Below are 19,347 nucleotides of genomic sequence, written 5' to 3'. Positions count from 1 at the left end.
AGCATGCTTCCGCGGCCTTCTTGTTCCTGGGGGCAATCGGCTCAGATCGCTTCCTGCCACTCCGCCAGCGCCGCGATGACGCCCGGCAGTTCGCTCATGCGCGAGATCACGGTCTCGGCGCCGGCTTCCGTCAGGCGGTCGGCGTGGGAGGGGTAGGTGTGCGAGGCGCCGGTGAAGCCGACGACGCGCATGCCGGCGGCGCGCGCGCCGGCGATGCCGTGCACGGAATCCTCGATGACCAGCGTGTTGGCCGGGTCCGCGCCGAACTGCTTTGCACCATGCAGGAAGATGTCCGGCTTCGGCTTGACGCGATCGGGGCCGAGGTCCTTGGCCGAATAGACATAGGGGCCGAAGACCTCGCGCAGGCCGACCTTCGAGAGCATCATGTCGAGGCGGTGTGCGGCGGAGTTCGAGCAGATGCAATAGGGCTTGCGGATGCGCGAGAGCATCGACTTGACGCCCTCGATGACCTTCACCTCCTGGGCGAGGCGGGCGTCGAGCAGCTTTTCCGACTTGTCGAGCAGCGAGGCGGAGAGCGGGATGGCGGCCTCGCGCTCGACGGCGAGCAGGATGTTCTGCCAGGTCATGCCGGCGAAGCGCTCGCCCATCTCCTCCACGCCGATCGGATAGCCCGCATCGGTCAGCAGCGCCGATTCGACCTCGGCCGCGATGATTTCCGAATCGACCAGGACCCCGTCGCAGTCGAAGATGATGAGATCGAAACCGTCCATGACAAACCGTCTTTCAATGGCGCAATTGCCCGCAAGGGGCGGGACGCGGGCAGGCGTCGGGAATTGCGGATGGAACGAAGGGGCGGGATCGCCCGTAAAGCCGCGGTCTGCCTACACGAAACGACGCGTTGCGACAATTGCCGATTCCGGGGGCGAGCCATGCGGTGGTTCGTGGGAAGGCAGCGGGATGAGGGTGGCTACTCCGGAAACAGTGCCAGGAACCGCCGCTCGCCCTCGGCGGTGAAGCGGATGGCGCGGCTGTCCTTCTCGCGCTTGGCCCAGCCGTCGGCGATGAAGCGGGCGAGCAGCGCCTCGCCGAGCGAGCCGGCAAGGTGCGAGCGCCGTTCACTCCAGTCGAGGCAGGTGCGGCAGAGTGGGCGGCGCTGGGTCTTCAGCGCGGCAAGGTCGATGCCGATCCCGGCGATGCGCGCCTCGCCTGAGGGCGTCAGCGCCGCCTCCTCGCCGTCGAGCGTCACGGCGCCGTCGGCCACCAGACGGTCGAACATGCGCACGCCGAAATCGCCGGCAAGGTGGTTGTAGCACACGCGCGCCTTGCGCAGCGCCGGATCCTTCGGGCCGGGGCGGGTGCGCATCAGGCCGCGGTCCGCCGCAAAGCCCATGATGTTTTCCAGCAGCAGCCCCACCCCGTCGTCGGCGAGCGCGAAATAGCGATGGCGGCCCTGCTTGCGCTGGACGATGAGCCCGCCGCCCTCCAGCCGCGAGAGATGGGTGCTGGCGGTCTGCAGCGTGACGCCGGCCGCGCCCGCAAGCTCGCTCGCCGTCAGCGCCTGCCCGCCCATCAGCGCGGTCAGCATGTTGGCGCGGGCGGGGTCGCCGATCAGCGCGCCGATCCGGGAAATGTCGGGGCCTTCTTTCATACTTCGATGGTAGTCGAAGCATCTGCGTTCGGCAATGTGGAAAATGGGGCATCGCAAACACGAGGAGACGACGATGATCACCTGCTTCATCCGCTACGAGATAGATCCGTTCCGCAAGGACGCCTTTGCCGCCTATGCCCGCAACTGGGGCGAGGCGATCCCGCGCTGCGGGGCCGATCTCATCGGTTATTTCGGTCCGCACGAGGGTTCCGCCACCACCGCCTACGGCGTCTACACTATCGAAAGCCTCGCCGCCTACGAGGCCTATCGCGCCCGTCTTGCCGCCGATCCGCTCGGCCGGGAAAACTACGAATTCGCCCGCGCCGAGCGCTTCATCCTCAAGGAGGACCGCATCTTCCTGAAGAACGTCTCGCAGCCGCACGCGCCGAGGGTGACGCCATGATCGCCGTCATCTTCGAGGTGGTCCCGGCGCCCGGCCGCATCGACCTCTATCTCGACACGGCAAGGGACCTGCGCCCGCTGCTCGACGATATCGACGGCTTCATCTCGATCGAGCGCTTCCGCAGCCTCACCGACCCGACGCGCCTCCTGTCGCTCTCCTTCTGGCGCGACGAGGCGGCGGTGAAGGCCTGGCGGACCAGCGAGCAGCACCGCGCCGCCCAGGCCCTCGGCCGCGCCGGCGTCTTCGACAGCTACCGGCTGCGCATCGCCAGCGTCGTCAGGGACTACGGCCTCAACGACCGCGACGAGGCGCCGGACGACAGCCGGGCGTTTCATGCGGCGTGAGCGGGCGGGGAGGGGCAAGCTGCGGACGCGGCATCCGTGCAGGGCAGAGGGGGGTTCCGTCATATGCCGCCGTTTGCCGAAAACACCATTTCCCGGCCTACTGCACCGCCACCTCCGAGCGCTCCCCGGCCTTCACCGTCGCCGTGGCCTCCTTCGGCGCGAGGTCGCCCTCGTATTTCACCGCCACGACATAGTCGCCCGGCGGCAGCGTGTCCTGCCATTCCGTGCCGTAAGCGTAGGACATGGACTTCCGCTTGCCCTGGATGTCCTTGGCGGCGGTAAGGATCTCGATGAAGTTCGCGCCGGGCGCCGTGATGGCGAGGACCCCGGCATTGATGTTGACGGTGATGTCCTTCGTCTCGCCCGCCTTGACGGAAAAGGGAATCTCGCCTGTTGCTGAGCCTAGCTTGGCCGTCAGCACATGGTCGCCCGGCGGCACGTCCAGCTTCGTGCCGGTGCCGTAGGTATAGGCGATGCTCTTGCGGGTGCCGTCGATGTTCTTGCTGGCGGCGACGACCTCGAAGAAGACGCTGCCGGAATCGACCTCCGGCCCGCCCTCGCCATAGACCGCCTTGTTGAACACGACGCCCGAGCCGATGACGAGGTCGCGCTCGATCGTCCCGCCCGCCTTGACGGCCACCGTTTCCTCGACGATGGCCGGGCCGATCCTGCCGGTCAGCTTGACGTCGCCGGCCGAGGCGTAGAATTTCGCCGTGCCGTAATAGGTGGTGGAATGGTCGCCGAAGGCGATCTCGACGCCCGCATTGGCGTCGTCCTCGGCATCCTGCGGCGTGCGCTTGGGGTGGATCGTCACATGGCCGGCGTCGAAATTGACGAAGGGCTTTGCGACCGCGCCGTCCTTCACCTCGAAGGGCGCTTCGCGCTTGATCGCGCTTTGCAGCGCCGCGACGGCGACATATTTGCCCGGCGGGTAGTTGCCGGAGAACGCGCCCTTGTACTGGCTTTCCAGGGGGGCGCCGGCCGACTTGCCGCCCGCATCCGCCTTGTAGATCCGCCAGAACACGCTGTCGTTGTCGCCGAGCGAGGGGCCGCCCTCGGCAAGGACGCTGTCGAACTCCGTGTTGAATTCGGCGACGGGCTCCGGTTCGGGCTCGGCTTGCGCCACCTCCTCGGCCGGCTTTGCCATCGGCGCTTCCGCCACCGTCTCCGTCAGCGCGGCGACGAGCTGGGTCGCGTCGGACGCCTGGAAATACTTGCCGCCGGTGTTTTCGGCAAGGCAGGCGACCTGCCTGCCTTCCTCCTCCGTCAGGCCGAAGCCGACGACATGGGTGGTGAAGTCGACACCCTTCCCCTCGAGCGCCGAGGCGAGCGCGCAGGGATCCGCCTCGCAGGTCTCCAGCCCGTCCGTCACCAGCACGACGGTCGCCTTGTCCTCGGTATATTTCAGAATGTCGGCCGCCTGCTCGACGGATTGCGTCAGCGGCGTCTTGCCCTTCGGGTTCAGCCCCGAGACGAAGGCGGTGATCGCCTCTCCGGTGCCCGCGCCCGGCGGCACGGCCAGCTCGATATCGCTGCACGAGCCCTTCTCGCGGTGGCCGTAGACCATCAGGCCGAGTTCGGTGCCGGCGGGCACGGATTTCAGCACCGTGCCCAGCGTCTCGCGGGCGATCTCGATCTTGCTGCGCCCGCCTATCTGGCCCCACATGGAGCCGGACGCATCCAGCACGATCATCGTCTTGTCGGCGGCACTCGTCCCGGTGGCGGCCAGAAGCCCCGCCAGAAGCATGAAGGCGGCTTTCAATCGCACGTCTTTCCTCCCCGTATCCTTCAAAAAATGCCGACCATCCACGCCGGCAGGGCTCAGCGATGCTGTTTCATGACGGGCGAGGCGGAGCGTCTATTCGATCTTGCGGGCAAGCGTCTCGAGCGCGGCTCGCAGGGGCGGCAGGTCGCGCACGACGACGGTCCAGATCATGTCGTCGGCAATGCGATGATATTCATGGCGCAGGATGTTGCCGATGCCGCGGATCGCGCGCCACGGAATGTCCGGGGCATGGGGCAGGAGTTCGTCGGGAATGTGCCGGCTGGCCTCGGAGAGGATTTCGATGGCCCGCTGGATCGCCAGCCGCAAAATGTCGTCCTTGCCGAAATCCGCCCGCGTTTTTCCGGAAAGGGCCGTCTCGATCAGGGTGATCGTGTCGAGCATGTCCCGCAGAACCGGTTCGACATCCCGCGCCATCAGAAGATGCGGATCGCCGATCGCTCGATCCGATCCCTCAACCGCGGATGCAGGCTGTTGCGCGTCGTGACGTCGACGTCGCCGCCGAATTCGTCCTCCAGCAGCAGCTTGATGCGGGCAAGGTCGATCAGCGAGAAGCTGTCCCCGTTGTCGTGGTCGATGAAGAGGTCGAGATCGCTTGCCGGGCCGGCTTCGTTCCGCGCCACGGAGCCGAAGAGGTAGAGCGACGTCGCGCCGAGCGCCCGGACGGCGTCGGCCCGCTGTTTCAGCCTCGCGATTGTTTCGCTCCTCGTCATATTGGCATTCTAGAGCAATTCCGGTGAAAGCGCGAAGCGGTTTTGCACCCGGTGCAGCCGTCGATGCAACGCCATGTCCGGAAAATTTCCCGAAACCGTTCAGCGGGTTCAGCCTTTGGTAACCATCTTCGGTAACCATAAGCGTCAGTCCCGTTCAGAGTCAGCGTATCAGCGAGTATCCCATGCCATCTGTCCTTTCGCTTGCAGACGTCTCCCGTTCGCCCCGCAAGAGCGGCTGGCTCGACACGATCATCAAGGGGGACTGCGTCGCCGCGCTCGAAGCGCTGCCGGACCAGTCCGTCGACGTCATCTTCGCCGATCCGCCCTATAACCTCCAGCTCGGCGGCGCCCTGCACCGTCCCGACCAGAGCCTGGTCGATGCGTGCGACGACGCATGGGACCAGTTCGCCTCCTTCGAGGCCTATGACGCCTTCACGCGGGCCTGGCTGCTCGCCTGCCGCCGCGTGCTGAAGCCGTCGGGCACGATCTGGGTCATCGGCTCCTACCACAACATCTTCCGCGTCGGCGCGAGCCTGCAGGATCTCAACTTCTGGATCCTCAACGACATCGTCTGGCGCAAGACGAACCCGATGCCGAACTTCAAGGGCCGCCGCTTCCAGAACGCGCACGAGACGATGATCTGGGCGACGCGCGACCCCAAGGCCAAGGGCTACACCTTCAACTACGACGCCATGAAGGCCGCCAACGACGACGTGCAGATGCGCTCGGACTGGCTGTTCCCGATCTGCAACGGCGGCGAGCGCCTGAAGGGCGAGGACGGCAAGAAGGTGCATCCGACGCAGAAGCCGGAAGCGCTGCTCGCCCGCGTCCTGATGGCCTCCTCCAGGCCGGGCGACGTGGTGCTCGATCCGTTCTTCGGTTCCGGCACGACCGGCGCGGTGGCAAAGCGCCTCGGCCGCCATTTCGTCGGCATCGAGCGCGAGCAGGCCTATATCGACGCCGCCCGCGCGCGCATCGACGCGGTCGAGCCGCTGGGCAGCGGAACCCTGTCCGTCATGAGCGGCAAGAAGGCCGAGCCGCGCGTCGCCTTCAACACGCTGATCGAAAGCGGGCTGATCGCGCCCGGCACGGTGCTCACCGATGCCCGCCGCCGCCACAGCGCCATCGTGCGCGCCGACGGCACGCTCGCCTCGGGCAGCGATGCCGGCTCCATCCACCGCCTCGGCGCGAAGGTCCAGGGGCTCGACGCCTGCAACGGCTGGACCTTCTGGCACTATGCCGACGGCGCCGAGCTGAAGCCGATCGACGCGCTGCGCGCCGTCGTGCGCGCCGGCATGGCGGGCCTCGAATAGGCCGACGGGCGATATCACCGTTTCTCCAGCTGCGGCCTCCGGTGTTCCCTGCACCGGGGGCTGTGGCTTTCAGGGGGGCGGGTTTTTCGCGGCCGCGCCTCCCGATTTTCCAGCGGCGCGATTCAGGTGATGTTAACCATCAACGGCTTAGTGTGACCTCGAAAGTACATCAGGCCAAGCAACGGAAATCGTTGTGGAAAGCCAGGGCCGATCAACCGGCCGGGCAGGCCGGATATCGCCTTTCCGGTTTTCGTACCTTCAGTCCCGGAAATGCGAAAACGCCCGGAGCCCTGCGGCTCCGGGCGTTTCGGTTTCAGGTACCGTTCAAAGCGCGATGCCGTGCGCGGCAAGGTCCGCCTTCAGCTTTTCCGGGTCGGTGAACTGCACTGCGTTCCAGCCGGCAAGCCGCGCGCCCTCGACATTGGCTGGAGCATCGTCGATGAAGAGCGTGTGGCCCGGCGAAAGGTCGAAATCGCGCGTGTGCTTCTCGTAGATCGCAGGGTCCGGCTTGATGAGGCCGATCTCGCCCGAAACGGTCACGCCGCGCGGCATGTCGAGGAAGGGATAGAGTTTTCGCGCCTCCTTGAACGTGTCGGCGGCGAAATTGGTGAGCATGGTCACGTCGCGGCCGTCGGCGATCAGCGTCTCCATGATCGCCACGCTTTCCACATAGGCGTGCGAGACCATCTCGTGCCAGTGCTTGCGGAAGGCACGGATGTGTTCGCTGCGGTCGGGATGGATGTCGATCAGCAGCGCCTCGGCCTCCTCCCAGGCGCGGCCGCGGTCCTGCTCCAGGTTCCAGTCATGGGTGCAGACATTGGTGAAGAACCAGTTGCGCTCGGCGTCGTCGGGAATGAGGCGGGCATAGGGAATGTGCGGATCGTAGTGGATCAGCACCCTGCCGATGTCGAAGACGATGTGTCGGATGTCGATGCTGTTCATGCTTTCCTCGCTTGTGTCGGGCAGTAGGAATTAAGCAACAGGCAGTAAGGAAAAGCAGAGCAGGCGGACGCTAGAACATTTCCGGTGAACTCCGGTTCGCCGGAAATGTTCTAGATTCTTGTTTTTGCCGCATTATCCGACGCCGAAGCGACTTCGCTTCAGCTGGAAATGCTCTAGCCCGCTCGCTTGTCTTCTCGACTGCCGCTCCTTTTCCCTACTGCCTGTTGCTTAATTCCTGCTGCCTCGAAAACGCATCCGGTACGGCCTGCCTTATCGCCTTCTTCATGACGGTCGGCAGCGCCTCGCCGTCGAGCGTTTCCTTCGCCTGCCACCAGCCGTCGCCGGCCTCGGCACGGTGCGGCACCATGGAACGGTAGATGGAGAGGCGCAACTCGAAATGCGTGAAGACGTGGGTGACGGTGCCGCAGGCCTGCCAGTCGGCCGCAAAGGGCGCGGCGGCAGGGCCGGTCTCGCCGTCGATGCGCGCCGTCCAGCCGCTGCCGGGCACCTCGGTCATGCCGCCGAGAAGGCCGGTCTCGCCGCGCTTGCGCAGGAAGATCGCACCCGTCTCGTCCTCGGCGACGAAGGCGGCGCCAAGCCGCACGGGCTTCTCCTTCTTCGCGGCCTTGCGCGGATAGAGTTCCGGGTCCTCGCGTCCGAGCACGCGGCAGGTCCCGTTGAGCGGACAGAGCGCGCAGGCCGGCCGGCGCGGCGTGCAGATCGTCGCGCCGAGATCCATCATGGCCTGGGCGAAATCGCCCGGCCGGTCCGCCGGCGTCATGGCGTCGACCAGCGCCCGCATCCCGGGCTTTGCCGCGGGCAGGGGCGTCTCGATGGCGTGGAGGCGGGAGATGACGCGCTCGACATTGCCGTCCAGCACCGCGCTCTTCCGGTTGAAGGCGATGGCGGCGATCGCCGCGGCGGTATAGTCGCCGATGCCCGGCAGGGCCTTCAGCCCCGCCTCGCTGTCGGGAAACACCCCGCCATGCTCGAAGGCGACGGCCTCGGCGCATTTCTTCAGGTTGCGCGCGCGGGCATAGTAGCCGAGGCCCGCCCAGGACTTCATCACGTCCTCCGTCGCGGCCTTCGCAAGGTCCGTGACCGTCGGCCAGCGACCGGTGAAGAGCGCGAAATAGGCCTTGACCGCCTGCACCGTCGTCTGCTGCAGCATCACCTCGGAAAGCCAGACGCGGTAGGGATCGGGCCTGATGCCGCGGGCGGCCATCGGGGGGCTTACCCGCCAGGGCAGGTCGCGGTGGTGCCGGTCGTACCAGGCAAGGACGAGATCGGCAGGCGCCGCGATGCGAGGAGCTTGGGTCATGGTTTGCCTGGACGGGGTCGATGCGACCCGTGGTGCGAGCGCGGCCTGATGCAGAACGCGCGCACATTTCTGCTGGAATCGTTCTATAACTGGCGAAGCAGGCGACGATCTTCAAGTCGGTTTTCGCCGGAACAGGACTATTTCCCCGATCGGGAGAGGCATGTGAACACCATCAAGGCGCCCCGGCGCGGCCCAAGACGCGGCATCGTCCAGATCAGCGAAGTGGCCAACGGCCTCATCGATCCGGTGCTGGCAAAGCGCGCCGGCATCAACACGATGCTGCTCGGCTCGTGGGACGAGATCGCGGGCGCGGAATTCGCCGAATGCACCCGGCCGGAGCGCATCACCTGGCCGCGCCGCGCCTCGGAGATGACGGGCGAGGGCGGCGGGCACCAGCCGGGCGTCCTGACGATCGCCTGCGAGGGCGCCCGCGCGCTCTTCCTCAGCCACCAGCAGGGCGAGATCATCCAGCGCATCAACGGCTTCTTCGGCTATCCCGCCGTCAGCCAGATGAAGATCGTGCAGAAGCCCGTCAGTTCCCATGCCAGCCGCCGGCCGAAACCCCGCCCGCTGACGGGCGAGGCCGCCCGGCATCTCGACGACCTCGTCGACGGCATCGAGGGCGACGCGCTGAAGGCGGCGCTGAAACGGCTCGGCACGGCGGTGCTCGGCCGGCGCCGGTAAGGGGCGGCCGAGCACCGCCGCCCACCATGGAACGGTCACATTTCTTTGAAGTTACTCGCCTCAACTCCGCTTGTTCCCGCCCCAAAGCAGGTATAACGGGTGGGTCCGAAGCAAGACCGGGGAATGCGCGAAGCAGCCTTCCCGGGACGCGCCCACGGATCCCAGAATTCCCATCCCGACAGGAGAGACCATGTCCCTTTCCGAAATGAGCCTGATGAAGCGCCTTGCGACCGGCGTCGCCGTTGCGGCGCTCGCCGTGACGCTGGCCGCCTGCTCCGACGAGAAGAAGGAGGAGGCCGCCAAGGCGCCCGAAACCGGCCAGACGACGACGGGCTCGACGACGGCCACCTCCTCCGAGACGACGGCCGCCACCACGACGAGCGAGACGGCCCAGGCGCCGGCCGCCGAGGCGAAGTCCGTCGAGCTGCCCACCGCCGACGGCGACGTGGACATGGCCGAAGTGCTGAAGGCCGGCGCGCTGCCGGAAATGGCGCTCGGCGAGGAAAGCGCCCCGGTCACCATCGTCGAATACATGTCGACGACCTGCCCGCATTGCGCCGCCTTCCACAACAACACCTTCGACGCGATCAAGACGAAGTATGTCGACAGCGGCAAGGTCCGTTTCGTCATGCGCGAATTCCCGTTCGATCCGCGCGCGGCGGCCGCCTTCATGCTGGCGCGCTGCAAGCCGCAGAACCCGGCCGAGCTTTCGGACGCCGCGCAGTATTTCCCGATGATCTCCATGCTGATGAAGCAGCAGGAGACCTGGGCCGCCGCGCAGGACGGCCGCGAGGCGCTGCTGCAGATGTCGAAACTCGCCGGTTTTACACAGGAGAGCTTCCAGGCCTGCTTGACGAACCAGAAGCTTCTGGATGATGTGAACGCGGTGCGCGAGCGCGGCGCCAAGGAATTCGGCGTCGCGGCGACGCCGACCTTCCTGATCAACGGCAAGCGTTATTCGGGGGACATGTCGGTTGACACCATGTCGGCCCTCATCGACAGCATGCTCTGATCCTTCGACCGGCTTTACGGCGGGCGACGGCGGAAGCCGTGCGCCCGCTTTCCGCCTTCGGGCTGATTGGGTTGCGCTGCCCCTCATCCCCCTGCCGGGACCTTCTCCCCGCAGGCGGGGAGAAGGGGCAGAGCGGCGCGCCCAGCGCTCCTCGCCCCGCTTTCGGGGAGAGGATGCCGGCAGGCAGGTGAGGGGCATACCGCGCCGCAGGGGCGCCGCATGAAGTTCACAAAACTCCGCCTCCTCGGCTTCAAGTCCTTCGTCGAGCCCACCGAGTTCATCATCGAGCGGGGCCTGACCGGCGTCGTCGGGCCGAACGGCTGCGGCAAGTCGAACCTCGTCGAGGCGCTGCGCTGGGTGATGGGGGAGAATTCCTACAAGAACATGCGCGCGTCCGGCATGGACGACGTCATCTTCTCCGGTTCCGGCAACCGCCCGGCGCGCAACACCGCCGAAGTCGGCCTCTTTCTCGACAATTCCGACCGCACGGCGCCCGCCGCCTTCAACGGCGAGGACGAGATCCAGGTCACCCGCCGCATCGAGCGGGAAAACGGCTCGATCTACCGCATCAACGGCAAGGAAGCGCGCGCGAAAGACGTGCAGCTGCTCTTCGCCGACGCCTCCACCGGCGCGCGCTCGCCCTCCATGGTCGGGCAGGGCCGCATCGGCGAGCTCATCCAGGCAAAGCCCCAGGCCCGCCGCCAGCTTCTCGAAGAGGCCGCCGGCATTTCCGGCCTGCATTCCCGCCGCCACGAGGCGGAACTGCGCCTGCGCGCCGCCGAGACCAATCTGGAGCGGCTCGACGACGTCACCTCGCAGCTCGAAAGCCAGATCGAGAGCCTGAAGCGCCAGTCGCGCCAGGCGAACCGCTTCAAGGCGCTCTCCGCCGATATCCGCCGCCACGAGGCGATGCTGCTGCACATCCGCTGGGCGCAGGCCAAGGAGGCCGAGGCCGAGGCGGACAGCCACCTCAACCAGGCGACCTCGCTCGTCGCCGAGCGCGCCAACGCCCAGATGCAGGCAGCCAAGGAACAGGCCGTCGCCAGCCTGAAAATTCCCGAGCTGCGCGAGAACGAGGCGAAGCTTGCCGCCGTGCTGCAGCGCCTGCAGATCGCCCGCGCGCAACTCGAAGAGGATTCCGCCCGGCTGCTGCGCCGCCGCGACGAACTTACCCGCCGCCTCGCCCAGCTTGCTGAGGACATCTCCCGCGAGGAGCGCATGGTGGCCGACAATGCCGCCGTGCTGGAGCGCCTGACGGCCGAGGAGGAGGAGATCGGCGAGATCCTCGCCGAGGCCGACGAGCGCGCAGAGGGCGCGCGCGAGACGATGGAGGCGGCCGCCGCCAGGCTTTCCGAAAGCGAAGCCGCGCTCGCCGCGGTCACCGCCGAGCGCGCCGAAGCGCAGGCGTCGCGCAACCAGCTCGAAAAGGCGATCCGCGACCTTGCCGAACGCCACCTGCGCCTCGGCCAGCAGCACGCCGCGCAGGCCCGCGAGCTTGCGGAGATGGACGCCCGCATCGCCGCGCTGCCCGACCCGGAAGAGCGCCGCGCCGCCGTTTTGTCCGCCGAGGAAGCGCTGGAGGCGGCCGGCGAAATGCTTGTCGCAGTGGAAGAGGCGCTGGAGGAGGCCCGCTTTGCCGAATCCGCCCTGCGCGGCCCGGTCGATACCGCCCGCGCCCGCCTTGCCGGCATCGAGACGGAGGCCCGCACGATCCGGCGCATGCTGGAGGCCGGCGGCAGCGGCGGCGCCTTCGCGCCCGTCGTCGAGGATGTCGATGTCGACCGTGGCTACGAGACGGCGCTCGGCGCGGCGCTCGGCGACGACCTCGATTCGCCCGCCGACAGTTCCGCCCCCGTGCATTGGCGCCTGTCCGGTGACGCCTCCGGCGACGCCTCCCTGCCGCAGGGCGTTCCGGCGCTGATCGACCATGTCCGCGCGCCCGCCGTGCTCGCCCGTCGCCTGGCGCAGATCGGCATTGCCGCCAGCGTCGAGGAAGGGCTGTCCCTGCTGCCGAAGCTCAAGGCCGGCCAGCGGCTCGTCACCCGCGAGGGCGCGGTCTTCCGCTGGGACGGCCATGTCACCGGTGCCGATGCGCCGAGCGCCGCCGCGCTCCGCCTCGAACAGAAGAACCGCCTCTCCGAGCTGGAGATCGAGCTGGAGGGCGCCCGCGCCGCGCTCGGCGATGCGGAGGCCGACCTTGCCCGCGCCGGCGAAACCATCCGCGCCGAGACGCAGCGCCAGCAGCAGGCGCGCGAGGCCCAGCGCGCCGCCGCCCGGAGCCTTGCCGCGGCGCGCGAGGGGCTGGAGGCGGCCGAACGGGCCTCCGGCGATCTCATCCGCCGCCGCGCCGTCCTTTCCGAAACCGGGGCGCAGATCGAGGCGCAGGTGGAAGAGGCCGCCGTCTCGCTGGAGGATGCCCGCGCCGCGCTGGAAGAGGCGCCCGACCTTGCCGGTCTCGACCTCAGCCTTCGCACCCACACGATGGAGGTTGCGACCGACCGCGCGACGCTGGCCGAGACGCGCGCCGCCCATGACGGCCTTGCCCGCGAAATGGCCGACCGCCGCCGCCGGCTGATGGCCATTTCGGCCGAACGCGAGACGTGGACGAGCCGGGCCGCCAATGCCGCGACCCATATCGCCACCCTGCGCGAGCGCGCCGCCGAAGCGCAGGAGGAGATGGAGGAACTGGCCGAGGCGCCCGACGAGATCGAGGACAAGCGCCGCGAACTCCTGACCGGCCTCAGCAATGCCGAGGCCGCCCGCCGCGAGGCCGCCGATGCCCTTCAGGCGGCGGAGAACCGCCAGCGCGAGGCCGATCATGCCGCCGCCACCGCGCTGTCGCAGCTTGCCGAGGCGCGCGAGACGCGGGGCCGGGCGGAAGAACGTCTCGTCTCCGCCCGCGAGCGCCGCGTCGAGGGCGAGGCGCGCATCCGCGAGGCGCTGAACTGCGCGCCGCACGAGGCGCTGCGGCTGACCGGCCACCCTGCGGGCAGCCCGCTGCCCGATCCGCGCGAGCGCGAACGTGAGCTCGACCGGCTGAGGATGGAGCGCGAACGGCTCGGCGCGGTGAACCTGCGCGCCGAGGAGGAGCAGCGGGAACTGACGGAGAAGCGCGACGCGCTCGTCGCCGAACGCGAGGACATCATCGAGGCGGTGCGCAAGCTGCGCTCGGCGATCCAGAGCCTCAACCGCGAGGGCCGCGAGCGGCTGCTCGCCGCCTTCGACGTGGTCAACGTGCAGTTCCAGCGCCTGTTCACCCATCTCTTCGGCGGCGGCACGGCGGAACTGCAGCTGATCGAGAGCGAGGACCCGCTCGACGCCGGCCTCGAAATCCTCGCCCGCCCGCCGGGCAAGAAGCCGCAGACCATGACGCTCCTGTCGGGCGGCGAGCAGGCGCTGACGGCCATGGCCCTCATCTTTGCCGTCTTCCTCACCAATCCGGCGCCGATCTGCGTGCTGGACGAGGTGGACGCCCCGCTCGACGACCACAATGTCGAGCGCTACTGCAACCTGATGGACGAGATGGCCGCCTCCACCGAGACCCGCTTCGTCATCATCACGCACAATCCCATCACCATGGCCCGCATGAACCGCCTCTTCGGCGTCACCATGGCCGAACAGGGCGTCTCCCAGCTCGTCTCCGTCGACCTGCAGACCGCCGAGCAGCTGCGTGAGGCGTCGTAGCGATCCCGCGCCGGCCGTGCTAGAATTCCGCGATGCCGGAGGCACGGAATGAAGCTGTCGATTGCCAAAGAACTGGAGGACTACATCGCCGGAGAGGTCGAGAGCGGCCGCTTCACGGATGCCAGCGCCGTGGTCAACGATGCGCTGCGCCTGCATGAAGCCTATCTGGCCGCCATTCGCGAGGACGTGCGCAAGGGGCTCGGCGATCTCTCCGCCGGCCACCATCGGCCCGTGACGGCGGAGGAGTTCCTGGCCAGGGCCCGGGCTTCGGCATCCTGATCGTGCGCGCCTTCCGTTTTACGGACAGCGCCGAGAAGGATGTGGACGCGATCCTCGCCTATACGATAACGACGTGGGGAGACGCCCAGGCGGAAGCCTATATCGGCGGCCTCTATCAAGTGCTCGCACTGATCGCCGAAAAGCCAGCCATCGGCCGCCTGCGCCCTGAATTGGCGCCGGGTCTGCGCAGCTTTCCCTATCGCGAGCATCTCGTCTTCTACATGCTTTTCGAAGATGCCGTTCTGGTGATCCGGGTACTGGCGGCGCGGCAAGATATCGGAACAGGCCTTCTCGAAACATAGGAACAAATCCCCCTCTCGCGCATTGAACAGCGCCTGCCGTTTCCGCAGGCAATTCGTCGCAATTGGGGATCGACTGTGAGAAGAGACGCACTTTACATGATCATCGGCGCCCTCGTCGTCGTGGTGGCCGGGTTTTCCTACTATGCCTGGCAAGAAGAGAAGAAGCCTGACGGCGTCGAGATCCGCCTCGACCAGCAGGGGCTTTCCATCGAGGGGAATTGAAGGCCGTTCGAACGCGCTTTTGCCGGAATTGCTCCAGGCCGTGTTCCCGCTAGGGGCACGGCTTTTATTCGGCTCTCGTAATGTTGCGTCGCAGTCACAAAATTGATGCATTGCAGCAAGAAACCGGTGATGCCGCGTTTTCAACAGGATGCAGTTCATGTAGATTGCGCGGACGCATAGGGAGGCGTGCATGGACAAGTGGGTCTATACCTTTGGGGGAGGCCGTGCCGAGGGCAGCGCGGGCGATCGCAACACGCTCGGCGGCAAGGGCGCGAACCTTGCCGAAATGTGCAATCTCGGCCTGCCGGTGCCGCCCGGGCTCACCATCGTCACCGCCGCCTGCAACCACTATTACGACAGCGGCCGCCGGCTGCCGGAAGACCTGAAGGATCAGGTCCGCGCGGGGCTGCGCCAGATGGAGGGCATCACCGGCCGCCTCTTCGGCGATACGGCAAAGCCGCTCCTGCTGTCCGTGCGCTCCGGCGCGCGCGCCTCCATGCCCGGCATGATGGACACCGTCCTCAATCTCGGCCTCAACGACCGCACGGTGGAAGCGCTCGGCCAGGATGCCGGCGATGCGCGCTTCGCCTGGGACAGCTACCGCCGCTTCATCCAGATGTACGGCGACGTCGTCATGGGGCTCGACCACGAGGTCTTCGAGGAAATCCTGGAAGACGAGAAGGGCCGGCTCGGCCACGAGCAGGATACCGAGCTCTCCGCCGCCGAATGGCAGCACGTCATCGCCCGCTACAAGGAGACGATCAGGGAGGAGCTTGGCGAGGAATTCCCGCAGGATCCCGAAGTCCAGCTCTGGGGCGCCGTCGGCGCCGTCTTCGCGAGCTGGATGAACGCCCGCGCCATCACCTATCGCACGCTGCACAACATCCCCGCCGTCTGGGGCACGGCCGTCAACGTCCAGGCCATGGTCTTCGGCAATCTCGGCAATTCGTCGGCCACCGGCGTCGCCTTCACGCGCAATCCCTCGACGGGCGAGAACACGCTCTACGGCGAATTCCTCGTCAACGCGCAGGGCGAGGATGTCGTGGCCGGCATCCGCACGCCGCAGAACATCACCGAGGAGGCGCGCATCGCGTCCGGCTCCGACCGGCCGTCGCTGGAAAAGCTGATGCCGGAGGCCTTTGCCGAATTCCGCGGCATCTGCGACCGGCTGGAGCGGCACTACCGCGACATGCAGGACCTCGAATTCACCATCGAGCGCGGAAAGCTCTGGATGCTCCAGACCCGCTCGGGCAAGCGCACCGCGAAAGCCGCGCTGAAGATCGCCGTCGACATGGCGACGGAAGGGCTGATCAGCGAGGGCGAGGCCGTCGCGCGCATCGATCCCGCCTCGCTCGACCAGCTCCTGCACCCGACCATCGATCCGCGCGCGCGCCGCGACGTCATCGGCTCCGGCCTGCCGGCCTCGCCGGGCGCGGCGACGGGCGCGATCGTCTTCACCTCGGAAGATGCCGTTCAGGCGGAGGAGGAGGGCCGCAGGGTCATCCTCGTGCGCATCGAGACGAGCCCGGAGGATATCCACGGCATGCACGCCGCCGAGGGCATCCTGACGACCCGCGGCGGCATGACCAGCCATGCGGCCGTCGTCGCGCGCGGCATGGGCACTCCTTGCGTTTCCGGCGCGGGCACGCTGCGCGTCGACCTGCGCAACGAGCTTCTCATCGCGCAAGGGGTGACGCTGAAGAAGGGGGACGTCATCACCATCGACGGTTCTTCCGGCCAGGTGCTGAAGGGCGAGATCCCCATGCTCCAGCCGGAACTGTCGGGCGATTTCGGCCGCATCATGGAATGGGCGGACCGCACGCGGCGCATGAAGGTGCGCACCAATGCCGAGACGCCGGCGGATGCCCGCGCGGCGCGCTCCTTCGGCGCGGAAGGCATCGGCCTCTGCCGCACCGAGCACATGTTCTTCGAAGGCAGCCGCATCAATGTGATGCGCGAGATGATCCTTGCGGAGGATGAGGCCGGCCGCCGCGCCTCGCTGGCAAAGCTGCTGCCGATGCAGCGCTCCGACTTCGCGGAGCTTTTCGAGATCATGCACGGCCTGCCGGTGACGATCCGCCTGCTCGATCCGCCGCTGCACGAATTCCTGCCGAAGAGCGACGAGGAGATCGCCGAGGTCGCCGCCGCCCTTGCCATCGAGGAGGCGGCGCTGCGCCGGCGCGTCGATACGCTGCACGAGTTCAACCCCATGCTCGGCCATCGCGGCTGCCGCCTCGCCATCTCCTATCCGGAGATCGCGGAGATGCAGGCGCGCGCCATCTTCGAGGCCGCGGCCGAGGCGGCCAAGACGACGGGCGCGGCCGTCGAGCCGGAGATCATGGTGCCGCTCGTCGGCCTCAAGGCGGAGCTGGATTACGTGAAGGCGCGCATCGAGGCGGTCGCAAAGGCGGTGATCGCGGAAAGCGGCGTGCCGATCAGCTATCTCGTCGGCACGATGATCGAGCTGCCGCGCGCTGCCCTTCGCGCCCATGTCATCGCCGAATCGGCCGAGTTCTTCTCCTTCGGCACCAACGACCTGACGCAGACCACCTTCGGCATTTCGCGCGACGACGCCTCGGCGTTCCTGTCGACCTATATCCAGAAGGGCATCGTCGAGCAGGACCCGTTCGTCCAGCTCGATTTCGACGGGGTCGGCGAACTCATCCGCATCGCCGCCGAGCGCGGCCGCCGCACGCGGGGCGACTTGAAGCTCGGCATCTGCGGCGAGCACGGCGGCGACCCGGCCTCGATCCATTTCTGCGAGGAGGTCGGGCTCGACTACGTCTCCTGCTCGCCCTTCCGCGTGCCGATCGCACGGCTCGCGGCAGCGCAGGCGGCGTTCAACGGTAAGGCCTGAGGCGACCGGGCCTAGCGCCGCCGGACGGGCACGTAGACATAGGTCGGCCGGTCCCAGAACGGCGATTGCACGCGCGCCGCGCGGAAATCGGCGCGCCGGTCGAGATCGATGCGCTGCAGGCATTCGGCAAAGGCGTCCGTGCCCATGCGGAAACCGTAGGACCGGCACCTGGCCTCGTCACTGGCGCGCACGTCGGCGGCCGTCTGGCAGCCGGCAAGCAGGAGGGCGGTGGCGGCGAGGGCGGCAAAACGAACAGGCATCTTGGACATGCGGGCTCCGGCGAACTGTTGCGCGCCATGGATAGGCCCGACGGCGCGCCGCGGCAAGGTCTCGTCAGATGCGCTGCAGCACATCCACGAAGGCGTCGGCGAAGCGCTTGAGGTCCTGCATCGCCGCGTCGGGCGTTTCCACGCGGATCGCCGCGCCCTCGGCGTCGAGCAGCGCGAAGACCACGGCAAGCGCGCCGTCCTCGCCCTGCGGCACGCGCAACGCCGCGATGCGCCGGCAATCCTCGGCAAGGCCGGAGGCGGGCAGGTCGAAGAGGAAGTCGCCGCCGATCTTGCCGGCGGCCGCGCGCACGGCCTCGGCAAAGCCCGCCTCGTCGCCGGAAAAGCCGTCGAGCGAGAGTTCGAGTTCCAGAAGCTCCAGGGGGAGGGCGGGCTCGGCCGCGGGCGCGGCGATAGCGGTGTCGGCAGCCGTCTGCGTCGGCAACATCATCTTGCTCCTTGCTCTACCCCCGTTCGTGAACCGTCGTTAACGAGCGTGGCGAATTTGCGGCGCACAAGGATTTTTACGGCGCACGATCCCCTTGTCCCCGGCCATGATGCCGCACCGGGCAAGGGGGCGGTTGAGGCTCCGGTGAAAGCTCAACCGCGCGCCGCAATGTCTTAAAACGATTCCGGTTTCGGCGAATTTGCAGTAGGAGAAGGATGCGGCACGAAGCGCCGCGGGCGCATCCGGTGAGGCCATGGCAATCACGATCCAGTACGAACGGCCCGTTTCCCATGCGGCGCACTGGGCGCGGCGCATGGCGCTGTTCTCCTGCCTGCTGTTCGTCGCCGCCGTGCTGTCGCATCGCTTCGGCCCGCTGACCACGCCGCATTTCCTGGCGCTGGCCGGCTTTGCCGCGGCCGTGGCGGGCGCGGCGGTGCTCCTGGCGGTCATCGGCCTTGCGCGGCTGTGGCAGGTCGGCGCGCGCGGCGGCAAGGCGGCGCTTGCGGCGCTGCTGCTCTGCCTGCTGCCGCTCGGTTTTGCGGGCGCGGCGGCCTATGCCTATTTCGACAGGCCCGCGCTCTACGACGTGACGACGGACACCGCCGCCGCCCCGCCCTGGCTTGCAGAGCCCGCCGCCGGGCAGGACTGGCTGCCGCGCATCGGCCCGGTCGGCGCGCGTGACCGCGCGGTGCAGATCGCCGCCTATCCCGGCCTGTCCGGCCGGCGCTACGACGGCGCGCTCGACCGCGTCTACCAGGGCGTGCGCAAGGTCGCCGCCGCCTACGGCATCACGATCACCGCCGAGGACGGCCTCGACAACATTCTCGCCGACCTGGAGGACCTCGTCATCGACCCCGCCAAGGTGGCGCAGAGCCAGGAAGCGCTCGGCGACGTGCCGATCCCCGAGGCGCGTCCGCTGGAGACGCCGCTCATTCCCCGCATCGGCGGCGCGGGCGACGTGCTGCTGCAGGGCGAATGGCGCTCGCCCGTCTTCGGCTTCCGCTTCGACGTGGTCATCCGCCTGCGCGAGGAGGCGGAGACGACGCTGGTCGACATGCGCGCCGCCTCGCGCTACGGCCCGCACGATCTCGGCTTCGGCGCGGCGCTGGTCGAAGGCTACCTGAAGGCGCTCGACGCGGAACTGTTGGGCATCGCCGGCGATTGA

20 protein-coding genes are annotated in these 19,347 nt (G+C 67.8%); 11 read left to right on the top strand and 9 right to left on the bottom strand.

The features are described from left to right. Positions 1 to 41: 41 nt before the first annotated feature. Together AB3G45_RS20905 and AB3G45_RS20900 are read right to left on the bottom strand one after the other, a co-directional pair. The gene (locus AB3G45_RS20905; protein ID WP_367832371.1) at positions 42 to 731 is read right to left on the bottom strand and encodes an HAD family hydrolase; all 690 of its coding nucleotides are present in this window, start codon (positions 729 to 731) and stop codon (positions 42 to 44) included. Positions 732 to 928: 197 nt separating this feature from the next. After that, positions 929 to 1,609: an ArsR/SmtB family transcription factor gene (locus AB3G45_RS20900; protein WP_367832370.1), complete on the bottom strand. Its 681-nt coding sequence runs from the start codon at positions 1,607 to 1,609 to the stop codon at positions 929 to 931. Positions 1,610 to 1,682: 73 nt separating this feature from the next. Here AB3G45_RS20900 and AB3G45_RS20895 point away from each other — a divergent pair, with 73 nt between their 5' ends. Together AB3G45_RS20895 and AB3G45_RS20890 are read left to right on the top strand one after the other, a co-directional pair. After that, entirely contained in the window at positions 1,683 to 2,012 is a 330-nt protein-coding gene (locus tag AB3G45_RS20895; RefSeq protein ID WP_367832369.1) for an NIPSNAP family protein, read from the top strand. Continuing rightward, positions 2,009 to 2,356, top strand: coding sequence for an antibiotic biosynthesis monooxygenase (locus AB3G45_RS20890; RefSeq protein WP_367832368.1), 348 nt, complete (start codon positions 2,009 to 2,011; stop codon positions 2,354 to 2,356). The genes AB3G45_RS20895 and AB3G45_RS20890 overlap by 4 nt, the downstream gene beginning before the upstream one ends. Before the next feature lie 97 nt (positions 2,357 to 2,453). Here AB3G45_RS20890 and AB3G45_RS20885 read toward each other — a convergent pair whose 3' ends face one another. The 3 genes from AB3G45_RS20885 to AB3G45_RS20875 all read right to left on the bottom strand — a co-directional run bounded on the left by AB3G45_RS20885 (position 2,454) and on the right by AB3G45_RS20875 (position 4,852). Beyond that, entirely contained in the window at positions 2,454 to 4,124 is a 1,671-nt protein-coding gene (locus AB3G45_RS20885) for a VWA domain-containing protein (RefSeq protein WP_367832367.1), read from the bottom strand. A gap of 90 nt (positions 4,125 to 4,214) precedes the next feature. Continuing rightward, the gene (locus tag AB3G45_RS20880) at positions 4,215 to 4,556 is read right to left on the bottom strand and encodes a DUF86 domain-containing protein (protein WP_367832366.1); all 342 of its coding nucleotides are present in this window, start codon (positions 4,554 to 4,556) and stop codon (positions 4,215 to 4,217) included. Further along, positions 4,556 to 4,852: a nucleotidyltransferase family protein gene (locus AB3G45_RS20875; protein WP_367832365.1), complete on the bottom strand. Its 297-nt coding sequence runs from the start codon at positions 4,850 to 4,852 to the stop codon at positions 4,556 to 4,558. The genes AB3G45_RS20880 and AB3G45_RS20875 overlap by 1 nt, the downstream gene beginning before the upstream one ends. A 182-nt stretch (positions 4,853 to 5,034) precedes the next feature. On the opposite strand from AB3G45_RS20875, the gene AB3G45_RS20870 reads away from it, so the two are divergent. Continuing rightward, a complete protein-coding gene (locus AB3G45_RS20870; protein WP_367832364.1) occupies positions 5,035 to 6,165 on the top strand; it encodes a site-specific DNA-methyltransferase in 1,131 nt (376 codons plus the stop codon). 324 nt (positions 6,166 to 6,489) lie between these two features. Here AB3G45_RS20870 and AB3G45_RS20865 read toward each other — a convergent pair whose 3' ends face one another. Beyond that, on the bottom strand, positions 6,490 to 7,107 hold the full coding sequence (locus AB3G45_RS20865) for an HAD family hydrolase (RefSeq protein ID WP_367832363.1): 618 nt from the start codon (positions 7,105 to 7,107) through the stop codon (positions 6,490 to 6,492). Between the two features lie 214 nt (positions 7,108 to 7,321). Next, positions 7,322 to 8,428 carry an A/G-specific adenine glycosylase gene (gene mutY / locus AB3G45_RS20860; RefSeq protein ID WP_367832362.1) on the bottom strand — a complete coding sequence of 369 codons (1,107 nt, stop codon included), beginning with the start codon at positions 8,426 to 8,428 and terminating at the stop codon, positions 7,322 to 7,324. Between the two features lie 162 nt (positions 8,429 to 8,590). Between mutY and AB3G45_RS20855 the strand changes: the two genes are divergently transcribed. From AB3G45_RS20855 to ppdK, 7 genes are all read left to right on the top strand, one after another. Next, on the top strand, positions 8,591 to 9,112 hold the full coding sequence (locus tag AB3G45_RS20855; protein ID WP_367832361.1) for a DUF721 domain-containing protein: 522 nt from the start codon (positions 8,591 to 8,593) through the stop codon (positions 9,110 to 9,112). Between the two features lie 190 nt (positions 9,113 to 9,302). Further along, on the top strand, positions 9,303 to 10,124 hold the full coding sequence (locus tag AB3G45_RS20850; RefSeq protein WP_367832360.1) for a DsbA family protein: 822 nt from the start codon (positions 9,303 to 9,305) through the stop codon (positions 10,122 to 10,124). A 219-nt stretch (positions 10,125 to 10,343) separates the two neighbouring features. Beyond that, positions 10,344 to 13,808 (top strand): chromosome segregation protein SMC, encoded by a 3,465-nt coding sequence (gene smc / locus AB3G45_RS20845; RefSeq protein ID WP_367832359.1) that lies wholly within the window; start codon positions 10,344 to 10,346, stop codon positions 13,806 to 13,808. Positions 13,809 to 13,856: 48 nt separating this feature from the next. Then, positions 13,857 to 14,087, top strand: coding sequence for a type II toxin-antitoxin system ParD family antitoxin (locus tag AB3G45_RS20840; RefSeq protein WP_367832358.1), 231 nt, complete (start codon positions 13,857 to 13,859; stop codon positions 14,085 to 14,087). Positions 14,088 to 14,089: 2 nt separating this feature from the next. Continuing rightward, a complete protein-coding gene (locus AB3G45_RS20835) occupies positions 14,090 to 14,389 on the top strand; it encodes a type II toxin-antitoxin system RelE/ParE family toxin (protein WP_367832357.1) in 300 nt (99 codons plus the stop codon). A gap of 96 nt (positions 14,390 to 14,485) precedes the next feature. Beyond that, entirely contained in the window at positions 14,486 to 14,611 is a 126-nt protein-coding gene (locus tag AB3G45_RS20830) for a hypothetical protein (protein WP_367832356.1), read from the top strand. 190 nt (positions 14,612 to 14,801) lie between these two features. After that, positions 14,802 to 17,468 (top strand): pyruvate, phosphate dikinase, encoded by a 2,667-nt coding sequence (gene ppdK / locus AB3G45_RS20825; RefSeq protein WP_367832355.1) that lies wholly within the window; start codon positions 14,802 to 14,804, stop codon positions 17,466 to 17,468. An 11-nt stretch (positions 17,469 to 17,479) separates the two neighbouring features. On the opposite strand, the gene AB3G45_RS20820 is transcribed toward ppdK, so the two are convergent. Then, complete coding sequence (locus AB3G45_RS20820) at positions 17,480 to 17,737, bottom strand: hypothetical protein (RefSeq protein WP_367832354.1); 258 nt, start codon at positions 17,735 to 17,737, stop codon at positions 17,480 to 17,482. Between the two features lie 64 nt (positions 17,738 to 17,801). Then, positions 17,802 to 18,182 carry a hypothetical protein gene (locus tag AB3G45_RS20815; RefSeq protein WP_367832353.1) on the bottom strand — a complete coding sequence of 127 codons (381 nt, stop codon included), beginning with the start codon at positions 18,180 to 18,182 and terminating at the stop codon, positions 17,802 to 17,804. Between the two features lie 259 nt (positions 18,183 to 18,441). On the opposite strand from AB3G45_RS20815, the gene AB3G45_RS20810 reads away from it, so the two are divergent. Further along, on the top strand, positions 18,442 to 19,347 hold the full coding sequence (locus AB3G45_RS20810; protein WP_367833636.1) for a DUF1499 domain-containing protein: 906 nt from the start codon (positions 18,442 to 18,444) through the stop codon (positions 19,345 to 19,347).

Source organism: Shinella sp. S4-D37 (assembly GCF_040812195.1).
GTDB lineage: Bacteria > Pseudomonadota > Alphaproteobacteria > Rhizobiales > Rhizobiaceae > Shinella.
The sequence above is the reverse complement of the archived record's forward strand: the minus strand, read 5'-3'. Positions and strand labels throughout refer to the sequence as shown.